This window comes from Janthinobacterium sp. 64 (genome assembly GCF_002813325.1).
GTDB lineage: Bacteria > Pseudomonadota > Gammaproteobacteria > Burkholderiales > Burkholderiaceae_D > Janthinobacterium.
Genome location: NZ_PHUG01000001.1, coordinates 905,261 through 917,132 on the forward strand (window position 1 = coordinate 905,261; position 11,872 = coordinate 917,132).

The following is an 11,872-nucleotide window of genomic DNA, read 5'->3' on the forward strand; positions in this document are numbered from 1 at the left end:
TGGCGTGAAAATCAAGACCAAGCTGATCGTCAGTAGCGCCGTCCTGCTGGCGGGCGTGGCAGCCATGGCGGCGACCGGCCTGCTGCTGGTGAAGGGCATCGAAACCCATGTGCACGGCTTGACCGACGAGACGGTACCGCTGTACACGGACGTGTTGCGCCTGCGCTATACCGTGCAGGATATGGCCTCGGACTTTTTCGAGCTGGGCAAGGCGGAAGACCTGGCGCAACTGGAGCAGGTATCGAACAAGATCGTCGCCAATATTCAGGCCGCCGAGAGCATCAGCCAGCAATTGCGGCGCCATGGCGAGTCGCAAACGCCCCGCTATCACGCAGCCTTCGAACAGGAATTCCAGCGCATGCGCGTCGCCGTGCGCAAGCGCCTGGAAAACGAAGCCTATTACAAGGCGCAGGCGACGCAGATGCGGCAAGTGCTGGCGCAGATCAAGGCCGCCGCCAAGGGGGCGCGCGGCAAGATCCGCCTGGTCGACAGCCAGGCCCAGGCCACGGCCGCCGAGGTGCAGCTGCAAAGCCAGCGCCTGAACGAGAACGCGCGCTACCTGACCGACTTGCGCAAGAGCATCCTCGACATGCAGATTGCGCTGGCCGAAACGGAGGCCGTGAAGAACCGTTTCCGCATCGCCCCCTTGCGCGAACGGCTGACGGCGGCCGTCGCGCATCTGGCGGGAAGCGGCGAGCGCGACATCAGCCCGGCCCAGCAGGCGCTGCGGGAAAAGCTGCTGGCCACGGCGCGCCAGATGCTCGATCCCGCTGCCGGCTTGCTGGCCTTGCGCGCCGGCTTGCTGGCCGAAGGCGGCGCCAGCACGGCGCAGCAGACGCAATATGCGGCGCTCAAGGGACAAGTCAGCGCCACCCTGGCCAGCGCCCACCTGCGCCTGGCCGAGGAACTCGATCCCATCGAATTGCAACTGGCCATCGGACGCGACCGCCTGGCGCAGGCCAACCGCTATATGCGCACCTCGGCCCGCATCGAAGATGCCAGCGGCGAAATCAACCTGGCCGTCGATGCCATCAGCATCGACGTGGGCGAAGTCATGCTCGCCACGGCCGCGCGCGACGTCATGCGCCTGGGCGACGATATCGCGCTGCACATCGGCGCCCTGCACCGCGACATGGGCGCCATGCAGACCCTGCTGCAAAGCATAGGCCAGCTGGGTTTGCTGGCCGAAACGCGCAGCGTCAACACTTACCTGGACGCGGTCGAGCGTGCGGGACTGCGGCTGGTGCAAGCCAAGGGCCAGGTGCTCGACAGCGAAAAGGCGCTGGACGAGGTCATCGACCACGTGCGCGCCTTCGAGCGCGAACAGGCCGCCTATTCCGCACAGCAAGTGGCGCGCATCACGGGCCGGCAGCAGGATGCGGTGGCCACCGTGCGCGATGGCGTGCGTCATGCCTTCGTGCTGATCCTCGGCATCGCGCTGGTGCTGCTGCTGGCCTGCGTGGCCATCACCGGCCTGATCAGCGCGTCCATCGCCAGGCCGCTGGCGCGCCTGTCCTGGGCCATCGCGCATATCCGCGACGGCAAGGCGCTGTCGGTGCGCGTGGCGCAGCACGGCAGCGATGAACTGGGGCAGCTGATCACGGGCTTCAACGGCATGCTCGAACACGTGGAACAGCGCGACCAGGCGCTCACGCAGGCCAAGGCCGAGGCCGACGCTGCGAACCGCGCCAAATCGGAATTTCTGGCCAAGATGAGCCACGAAATCCGCACGCCGATGAATGGCGTGCTGGGCATGACGGAATTGCTGCAGCGTACAGAACTGAGTCCCAAGCAGCAGCGTTTCGTGCACACGGTGCACCGCTCCGGCGAAAGTTTGCTGAGCATCATCGACGACATCCTCGACTTTTCCAAGATCGAGGCGGGCAAGCTGGTGCTCGAACACATCTGCTTCGACCTGCGCCAGGTGATCGACGATGTCGTGGCCCTGTTTGCCAACGGCATCCAGCGCAAGGCCATCGAATTTACCTGCCGCATCGCCTCCGACGTGCCGCAGCACGTGCGCGGCGACCCCGTGCGCCTGCGCCAGATCCTCACCAACCTGCTCAACAACGCCACCAAGTTCACCGAACGGGGTGAGATTTCCGTCGATGTCAGCTGCCCCGCCGCCGGCCAGCTGCGCCTGGAAGTGCGCGACACGGGCATCGGCATGGCGCCGGAAGCGGCGGCGGCCGTCTTCCAGCCCTTCCGCCAGGCCGACAGCACCACTTCGCGCAAATACGGCGGCACGGGACTGGGCCTGGCCATCATCAAGCAGCTGGCGGAGATGATGGGTGGCAACATCGTGCTGAAATCCGTGGCAGGCCAGGGGTCCAGCTTTGCCGTCACCGTCGCCGTGGGCACGGTGGCGCCAGAGGACGCGCCGCCGGTGCCGGCGCCGCGCGTGGCGCTCGATGCCTTGCACGTGCTGATCGTGGACGACCATGCCACCAACCGCAGCATCCTGCTGCAGCACGCCATCGAGTGGCAGATGGCCGCCTCCAGTGCCGCCGACGGCGCCGAGGCGCTGGGCCTGCTGCAAGGCGCGCTGCGCAGCGGGCGCCCATTCGACCTGGCCATCATCGACATGCGCATGCCCGTCATGGATGGCGCCGAGCTGGTGCGCGCGATCAAGGCCGACACGCGCATGAGCGCCCTGAAAATCATCATGCTCAGTTCGCTGGACGCCTCGGCCGAGCTGCGCCAGGTGACGGCGCTGGGCGTGGCATACTGCCTGACCAAGCCCGTGCGGGCGCTGGAACTGCGCCACTGCATCGAAGCCATCGGCGGCTTCGGCACCCTGGCGCCCACGCTGCCTGCCATGCCGGCCCTGCCCGCCGCGCCCGATACCGCAGGCGCGGACCCGGGCCAGGCGCCGCTGCGCATGCTGCTGGTGGAAGACAATGCGATCAACCAGGAAATCGCCCTGGCGATGCTGGAAGATAGCGGCTACGACGCCACGCCGGCCGACAACGGGCGGCGCGCGCTGGCCCTGTGGGAGCGCTCCCCGTTCGACGTGATCCTGATGGATTGCCAGATGCCCGAAATGGACGGCTTCGAAGCGACGCGGCGCTTGCGCCGCATGGAAAACGAGCAAGGCCGCAGCCGCACGCCCATCATTGCCCTGACGGCCAATGCCATCCTGGGCGACCGCGAACTGTGCCTGGACGCGGGCATGGACGACTACCTGGCCAAGCCGTACACGCGCGCCGCCCTGCTGGCCGTGCTGGCCCGCTGGCGCCCGGCGTCCGCCGCGCCGGCTGCAGCGCAGACGCCGGCAGTGACGGTGCAGGCCGTCCAGCAGGCGCCGGCCGAAACGGCTGCCATCCTCGACGCGGCTGCCCTGCAAAACCTGCGCGCCATGCGCCGCCCCGGCCGTCCCGACGTGCTGGGGCGCATCATCGAGCTGTTCTACAGCGACGCGCCGCGCCTGCTGGGCCAGCTGGAAGTGGCCGCCGAAGCCAGCGATGCCGCGGCGCTGCAGCTGGCCGCGCATACGCTCAAGTCCAGCTGCGCCAACGTGGGCGCGCTGGGCTTGTCGGCCACCTGCCGTGAAATCGAACAATACGCGCGCGGCAATGACGTCGCCAGCGCACTGCAGCATATCCGCGGCATCCAGCAAGAACTCGACCGTGTCCTCGCCGCCCTGGCCATTGAAAAGGAAGCCATATGAATACCGCACTGCCCCCGCAAGCACGGGTCCTGGTAGTCGATGACGACACCATGACGCGCTTCCTGGTGACGGAAGCACTGGAGCCGGAAGGCTTCCGCATCGAGGAAGCGGCCAGCGGCCTGGAAGCGCTGGCCGCCTTCCAGCGCGGCGTGCCCGACCTGATCCTGCTCGACGTCGCCATGCCCGGCATGAGCGGCTTCGAATGCTGCGCCCAGCTGCGCCGGTTGCCCGGCGGCGCGCACGTGCCCATCGTCGTGCTGACCGGCAACGATGACGATGATTCCATCAAGCAGGCGCTCGAAGCGGGCGCCAGCGATTTCATCTCCAAGCCGATGCAATGGCGCTTGCTGGCGCACCGTCTGCGCTACCTGCTGCGCGCCAGCAGCGCGCTGACCGAGCTCAATCGCATCCAGGCAAGCCTCAGCCACGCGCAGGCGCTGGCCCGGCTGGGCAACTGGGAATACCGGCTTGCCGATGGCGACGGCTATTGGTCGCCGGAACTGCTGCGCATCCTGGGCCTGGATGCCGGTTCCGGCCCCACCAGCTTCGAACGCCTGCTGCAATGCCTGCCGGAAGACCAGCGCCCCCTGCTGCTCGATGCCTTCATGGAACTGCATGCCAGCGGCACGAGCTACGGCCTGGAACACAAGGTGCTGCAACCGGGCGGCGGCGAGTGCGTCGTCTTCCACCAGGCCGAGGCCGTCCGCGAAGGCCGGCAGGTGCTGCTGATGCGCGGTACGATGCAGGACATCACGGAGCGCAAGCGGCAGGAATGGCGCATCGAATACCTGGCCAACCATGATGCGCTGACGGACTTGCCCAACCGCCAGCTGCTGAACGACCGCATCGGCCAGGCCATCGCCCATGCCCGCCGCACCCGTTTGCACCTGGCCACGCTGATGCTGGACCTCGACCGTTTCAAGTTCGTCAACGACAGCTACGGCCACCCGGTGGGCGACGCGCTGCTGCAGGAAGTGGCGCGGCGGCTGCAGCACGCGGTGCGCGAAGGCGACACCGTGGCCCGCCAGGGCGGCGACGAATTCGTCATCCTGCTGACGGACTTGCCCGACATCGACACGGCCGAACAGATCGTGCAAAAAGTGCTGGCGGTGTTCGCCGAGCCCTTTTTGCTGGGCGAACATACCCTGCACGTCAGCACCAGCATCGGCGCCAGCGTGTTTCCCTCCGACGGCGACAGCGCCGACACGCTGCTCAAGACGGCCGATGCGGCCCTGTACAGCGCCAAGGACAAGGGCCGCAACGCTTGCCAGTTCTACAACCACAAGATGGGCGTGCTGGTGGAAGAGCGGGCCGAGATCGAACACGCCTTGCACCAGGCGCTGGCGCAGGGCGAGCTGGAATTGCACTACCAGCCCAAGGTCAACCTTGTCACTGGACAAATCTATGGCATGGAAGCGCTGCTGCGCTGGCGCCGGCCCGGCATCGGCCTGGTGCCGCCGGACCGCTTCATTCCCCTGGCCGAGGAAACGGGCATGATCATTGCCATCGGCGAATGGGTGCTGCGCACGGCCTGCGCGCAGCTGGGCGTCTGGCATGCCTACGGCTTTGCGCACCTGACGATGGCCGTCAACGTCTCGGCGCGCCAGTTCCGCCAGGTCGACATGCCGCAACTGGTGCGCGCAGTGCTGGCCGACAGCAGCCTGCCGGCCCACTGCCTGGAACTGGAACTGACGGAGAGCGTGCTGATGCAAAACCGCGACCTGGTGGTGCGGGCGCTGGAACAGTTGAAGGAAATCGGCGTCACCCTGGCGCTGGACGACTTCGGCACCGGCTATTCCAGCTTGTCCTATCTCAAGCAATTCCCCATCGACGTGGTGAAAATCGATCAATCGTTCATCCGCGACGTGAGCGACAGCGTGGACGGCGCTTCGCTGACCCGCTCCATCATCGCCATGGCCAAGTCGCTGCACCTGACGACGGTGGCCGAGGGCGTGGAAACGGAGGAACAATTGGGGTTTCTCAATACCAATCACTGCGACGCCATGCAAGGCTATTACTTCAGCCGCCCCCTGCCCGGCGCCGAGATGGATCTGATGTTGCTTGCCGGCACCCATTTGCCGCCCGAGAGCTGCCATGCCGTGGCGCCGCAGCGCGTGCTGCTGCTGGTGGACGACGAGGAGCATATCCTGTCCGCCCTGCGCCGCTCGCTGCGCAAGGAGGGCTACCAGATACTCAGCACCACCAATCCGCAGGCAGCGCTGGAACTGGTGGCGGCCCATGCGGTGGGCGTGATCCTCACGGATGCGCGCATGCCGGGCATGTCCGGCAACGAGCTATTGCGCCGCATCAAGGGCGTCTACCCGGAGATCGTGCGCGTGATGCTGTCCGGCTATCCTGAGCTGCATTCGGTCACGGCGGCCATCAACGAAGGCTCGGTGTACAAGTTCATCACCAAGCCGTGGGACGAAACCCTGCTGAAAGAGCACTTGCTGGAAGCGTTCCTGCGTTTCGAATCTGGCGTGCAACGGCCGCCACGCAGTCCCCTTGGCATCGAGATCAGCAACCGTGCCGCCTAGCCGCCCTCGCCACTTACCAGTAGCCGAGCACCTTCCACCAGGTCGTGCCAACGACGGCAAAGATCAGCAGTTCCACCACGCACATGATGAAGCCGACTCTCCACCAGTTACCCATCGTCACGAAGCCGCTGCCGAAGATGATGGGCGAGGTGCCCGTGGCGTAGTGGGTCAGGGTCATCATGATGGCCGAGCCAGCCGTCATCATCAGCATGAACGGCACGTGGTATTGGGCGGGAATCAGGTGCAGGCCCACCGTCAGGAAGGCCAGCAGCATGGCGCTGATGTGGGCCGTCGTGCTGGCGAAGAAGTAATGTGAAAAGACAAACACCAGCACCAGCACGCCGGCGATCGGCAGCCAGTCCATGCCGCTGGCGACGATGGCCGCCTTCATGCCGGCCGAGAACCAGGCGATCACGCCCGTCTTGTTCAACTGCTCGGCCATCATGACGAGCGCGCCGAACCACACCAGGGTATCCCAGGCGCTCTTTTCGGACAGCACGTCGTCCCAGTCGATGGTGCCCGTAATGATCAGCACGAACAAGCCGACGAAGGCCACCACCGTCGCATCGAGCGAAAACGCCGGACCGAACAGCATGGCGGGCACATTGGCCCACAGCAGCAGCAACAGGGCGAAGGTGCCCAGCATGACTTTTTCCGACGGCGACAGCGGTCCCATGCTTTTCAGCTCCGCCTTGGCGTAGGTGACGGCATCGGGCGTGGCTTTCAGTTCCGGCGGCGACAGCCAGTAGATAATCAGCGGCATCACCAACAGGCAGACCAGGCCCGGCAGCAGCATGCACAGGGCCCAGGTGGTCCACGTCAGGTGGAAACTCTGGCCGCTGGCCTTGGCCACGAAATCGACCACCAGCGGATTCGGTGCCGTGGCCGTGAGGAACATGGCCGACGTGATCGGGTTGGCGTGGTAGTTGACGAGGGCCAGATACGTGCCCACTTTACCTTCCGTGCCCTTGGCCGGGTCCGAATCGAAGGCATTGGCGATCGATTTCATGACGGGGTGGACAATGCCGCCGCCACGCGCGGTGTTACTCGGCGTAAATGGCGCCAGCACCAGTTCGCAAATCGCCAGGCCATAGCCGATGCCCATGGTGCGCTTGCCCAGCAGGGAGATGAACAGCAGGCCGATGCGGCTGCCCAGCCCCGTCTTTTTCAGGCCGCGCGATATCAGAATCGCCACGACGATCAGCCAGATCAGGGGATTCGAAAAACTGCTGAGCGCATCCGTGATGGCGCCCTTGGACGAGGTCGACGTCACTTGCGACAATGACACGATGACGATAGCCATCATGGCCATCACGCCGATGGGCATGACTTTCAGGATAATCGCCAGAATCGTGGTGAGGAAGATCGCCACCAGGCCCCAGGCCTTGGGCGTCAAGCCATCGGGCGCCGGCAGCAATAGCATGCTCACCAGCAAGGCCGTGCAGATCAGGGCGGGAACGAGGCGGAATGGGACGGCTTCCTTGAAATGCAGGAACATGTCGCGCACTGTTTTATACATCTTTATTACCTTTCGCTGTGGGTCAGGCATCCTGGCGGCCGGAATCGTGCACGCAGATTCATGGGCCGGCAGGCACGAAAAACCGCGCCTGCAAGATGACAGATGCCCAACAATTCTGTTCGGCAATATCATACACGCAAGGCGTCCCCGGCCCCGCTTTCCTTTGGCGCGCCGTTCCAGGCAATTGCAAAAACGTTGACCTGCGCGCGACATCTCTCACATAATCGCCCCTCATGCTGCCAAACCGACAAGGACGCCATTGCAAGCCCGCAACCATCATATCGACGCCCTGCGCGGCGCGGCCATCCTGTGCGTGCTGGTGCTGCACTTCGCGCTGGCCTATGGCTTGAAGAACAGCCCGCTCTCGGCCTTGCCGGGCTGGCTGCTGAGCGCCGCCTACCAGGGTAATTACGGCGTGACCATGTTCTTCGTCATTTCCGGCTACCTGATCACCTCGACCTCGCTGCGCCGCTGGGGCGACCTGGCGCGCATCGACCTGGCGGCGTTTTATGCCTACCGCATCGCCCGCCTGCTGCCAGCGCTGCTGCTGGCCCTGTCCCTGATCGTGCTGCTGGGCGTGCTGGACGTGCCCTTCTTTGCCAATTCGGACAGCGGCAAGGATTTGCCAGCCAGCTATTTCGTCATCGCCATCGCCTCCGTGCTGACCTTCTGGCACAACGTGCTGATGCAAAGCGCCGGCTATTTCAATTACTGCCTGAACGTGTACTGGTCGCTGTCCGTCGAGGAAATGTTCTATCTGCTGCTGCCGCTGTCGTGCCGCCTGCTGCGCCGGCGCCAGGCGATCATGCTGCTGTGCGGCGCCGCCATCGTGGCAGGCCCCGTCTACCGCAGCCTGCACGCGGACAACGAAATCTATTTCATGTACGGCTATATCGCCTGTTTCGACGCCATCGCCATCGGTTGCCTGACGGCCCTGCTGACGCAACACTGGCAGCCGGGCGCGCGTGCCGGGCAACTGTTGCGCTGGGCGGCGGGCCTGGCCCTGGCGGCCGTGTACGTACGCGGCATCGGCGGCCATGAAGTCTTCGGTTTTACCCTGATCGCGCTGGCCAGCGCCGCCTTCATCGTGGGTGCCACGGCGGGCCAGACGGCCAGCCAGGGCCGCTACGGCCCGCTGCAATGGCTGGGACGCCATAGCTACGAACTCTACCTGTTCCATATCATCGTACTGGCCGGCATGCGCAACGTGGTCGACAAGGCGGGCCTGGGCTACGCGGAACGGCTGCCATGGCTGGCGCTGTTCCTGACTGCAACGGCGCTGGCGGCCGCCCTCGTGGCCCGCTGCGTGTCCGAACCGGCGAATGCGGCCCTGCGCCGGCGCTTCCTGGGCGCCGCCGCACCCGCGCCTGCACGTGCTGCCGGCAGCCCTGGAGCGGCGCCTTGAAAAAGTGAGCCAAGTCAAGAGAGCGCATGCCCACCGCCCGTTTCCGGGCAAATTCCCGCCCCGCCTTGCCATTCGCACTATAATGTCGGCACCGCGTGCGGCAGCAATGGCGGCGATAGACGGTAACAATTTCGTGTGGACGCCAGTACAATAGCGTCTGGGCCTACACAGGGTTTCACTTTTGCCAGCAGTTGCCAGCAACTAACCATTTTTTTGACCAGCCAACAAATACTATGAGTTCGATGAATGAAGAGCGCGTTTTAAGCGTGCACCACTGGACGGATACCCTGTTCTCCTTTACCACCACGCGCGATCCGTCGCTGCGTTTCTCGAATGGCCATTTCACCATGATCGGCCTGCGCGTCGATGGCAAGCCCTTGCTGCGTGCCTACAGTATCGCCAGCGCCAATTACGAAGAGCACCTGGAATTTTTCAGCATCAAGGTGCCGGGCGGTCCATTGACGTCGCGTTTGCAACACTTGCAAGTGGGCGATACCGTCATCGTCGGCCGCAAGCCGACGGGCACCCTGGTGTCCGACTACCTGCTGCCAGGCAAGCGCCTGTACATGCTGTCGACGGGCACGGGCCTGGCGCCATTCCTCAGCATCGTGCGCGATCCGGACATCTACGAGCGCTTCGACCAGCTGATCCTCGTGCACGGCGTGCGCCAGGTCGACGAACTGGCCTACCGCGAGCTGCTGGAAGAGCACCTGCCGAAACATGAATTCCTGGGCGAAATGGTCAGCGACAAGCTGCGCTACTACCCGACCGTCACGCGCGAAGATTTCCGCAACATGGGCCGCATCACGGCACTGATCGAGAACGGCAAGCTGGCCGAAGACCTGGGCTTGCCGGCGCTGAACCCGGCCGAAGACCGCGTCATGATCTGCGGCAGCTCGGACATGCTGCGCGACCTGAAGGAAATGCTGGAAGCGCGTGGCTTCAAGGAAGGCAATACCTCGACGCCTGGCGACTTCGTTGTCGAGCGCGCATTCGCCGAGAAGTAATCCATCGTGTTCTCCAGGGGCCCGGTCCCGCCGCACCTTGCGGCGGCGCCGGGCCCCTGGCGTTTCAGCGCACCAGCGCCGGCGTGCCGCGCTGGTATTGCAAGCCATTCATGAAGCGCTGCACGGGTTGAAAGGCGCTGCTGAGGATATCGTCATGCGCCGCGTAATAGCGCGTCTCGATCTTCAGCAAGCCCAGCACGGTCGCATCGAGCTTGTCCGTCTGGTATGGCCGGCTTTCCAGCGCGGCGCGCGCGGCACTCGATTGCGGCGCCTGCTGGTTGTTCCAGATTAACATGGGGATTTCATAACCGCTCTTGTCGGAGGCGGAATGGCCCGCGTGATTGCGGCTGTAGCCCACTTCCTGTCCATGGTCGGAGACGAACAGCAGCGAGGCGGCGCGCCCGGCCTTGGCTGTGTCGGCCATGCCGATCAGGGTGCCCAGCACGTAATCGCCATAGCGGATGGCGTTATCGTACTCATCGCGCTGGTTGCGTATCGAGCTCGACCTGCCCTGGCTGGCCATCTGCGCGCTGACGGCGTCCTGCACCTGGTTGAAATGCGCAAAGCGGCGGGGATAGCGCATGTCATAGCTGGGATGGGCGCCCAGCAAATGCACGACGATGAGCTTTTTCGGCGCCGTATCGGCCAGCGCGTGGGCGAACGGCTGGAACAGGTTGCCGTCGAAATTGTTTTCCCCGCGGCCAGTACCGTAGTTGATGAAATCGCTTTCATCGGCCTGGCCCGCCAGCAGGCCGATCCAGCCGTCGTTGCGCGTCTGGTTCGAGACCCAGAACGTCTTGTAGCCGGCCGCCTCGGCCAGCATCAGCAAATTCGGCTTGGCCATCCACGCATCGGGGTTGCCGATATCGGCCGGCGTGAGCATCGTCATCATCGATTCCACCGTGCTGGACGCAGGCGAAATCACATCATTGAACACCAGCAGTTTTGCACGCATGGCATCGAGCCGGGGCGTGGTGGCACGCGGGTAGCCGTACAGCGACATCGAGGCGCGATTGGTGCTCTCGCCGATCACCAGGATGACGGTGCGCGCATCCTCGCCCGCATAGCGCACGTTCCAGTCGCGCGGCGCGGCCATGGCCGCCGTCAGCGCCTGCTGCATGGATTTCATCGCTTCCAGCTGCGCGCTGTACTGCTGGTAGCGCAGCGGCCAGAACAGGGCCGGATTTTCGCGCCGCATGGTGGTATTGACGTGCAGCAGTACCAGAAAGACGGCCATGCCAACGGCAAAGCATTTTTGCGCCAGGCCCGGCGCGCGACTGGCGCGCGCCGCTTGCCGGCGCAGCAGCTGGCGGTCGGCTAGCAGCACGGCCGCCGTCACGAGCACAAACCAGCCCGCCGCTTGCGCCAGCGCGATGCTGTTGTGCAGAAAAAATTCCCCCGTTTCGGCTTGATCTGTCGCAAACATCGCTTGCAAAACGGCATTCGGATTCGGCCGCATGCCAAAATAGCCACGCAAGAAGCCCTTGATGGCGGCGTCAAAGTAAAACACGGGCACAACGATGCGCAGCAGCACGGTGACCGCGCCAGCGCTGGCAGCGCCACGCCACGCGTGCAGCACGCCGCCCATGCCCAGCAAGAAGGCCGCCAGCAAGACGCACAATTTCAGGCATTCGTTCGCGCTTAACTGATCGAAGAGGAAGAACAGCAGCAGGCCAGCTATGCTGAACAGGACACGGCAACACAGAATCAGCATGGAGGCGACAGGGGGTAAGC

General features: G+C 64.7%; 6 protein-coding genes. 4 read left to right on the forward strand and 2 right to left on the reverse strand.

Features of this window, described 5'->3' with window-relative positions:
- Window positions 1-4: 4 nt before the first annotated feature.
- Together CLU91_RS03895 and CLU91_RS03900 are read left to right on the forward strand one after the other, a co-directional pair.
- Entirely contained in the window at window positions 5-3,670 is a 3,666-nt protein-coding gene (locus CLU91_RS03895; RefSeq protein WP_157814578.1) for a response regulator, read from the forward strand.
- Complete coding sequence (locus CLU91_RS03900) at window positions 3,667-6,207, forward strand: EAL domain-containing protein (protein WP_100873079.1); 2,541 nt, start codon at window positions 3,667-3,669, stop codon at window positions 6,205-6,207. Before CLU91_RS03895 ends, CLU91_RS03900 begins: the two co-directional genes overlap by 4 nt.
- A 13-nt stretch (window positions 6,208-6,220) precedes the next feature.
- Here the strand turns inward: CLU91_RS03900 and CLU91_RS03905 are convergent, their stop codons facing one another.
- Entirely contained in the window at window positions 6,221-7,726 is a 1,506-nt protein-coding gene (locus CLU91_RS03905; RefSeq protein ID WP_100873080.1) for an anion permease, read from the reverse strand.
- Window positions 7,727-7,985: 259 nt separating this feature from the next.
- Here CLU91_RS03905 and CLU91_RS03910 point away from each other — a divergent pair, with 259 nt between their 5' ends.
- Together CLU91_RS03910 and CLU91_RS03915 are read left to right on the forward strand one after the other, a co-directional pair.
- The gene (locus CLU91_RS03910) at window positions 7,986-9,131 is read left to right on the forward strand and encodes an acyltransferase family protein (protein WP_100873081.1); all 1,146 of its coding nucleotides are present in this window, start codon (window positions 7,986-7,988) and stop codon (window positions 9,129-9,131) included.
- 233 nt (window positions 9,132-9,364) lie between these two features.
- On the forward strand, window positions 9,365-10,138 hold the full coding sequence (locus CLU91_RS03915) for a ferredoxin--NADP reductase (RefSeq protein WP_100873082.1): 774 nt from the start codon (window positions 9,365-9,367) through the stop codon (window positions 10,136-10,138).
- A 64-nt stretch (window positions 10,139-10,202) separates the two neighbouring features.
- Here CLU91_RS03915 and CLU91_RS03920 read toward each other — a convergent pair whose 3' ends face one another.
- On the reverse strand, window positions 10,203-11,852 hold the full coding sequence (locus CLU91_RS03920) for a phosphoethanolamine transferase (protein WP_100873083.1): 1,650 nt from the start codon (window positions 11,850-11,852) through the stop codon (window positions 10,203-10,205).
- Window positions 11,853-11,872 lie beyond the last annotated feature (20 nt).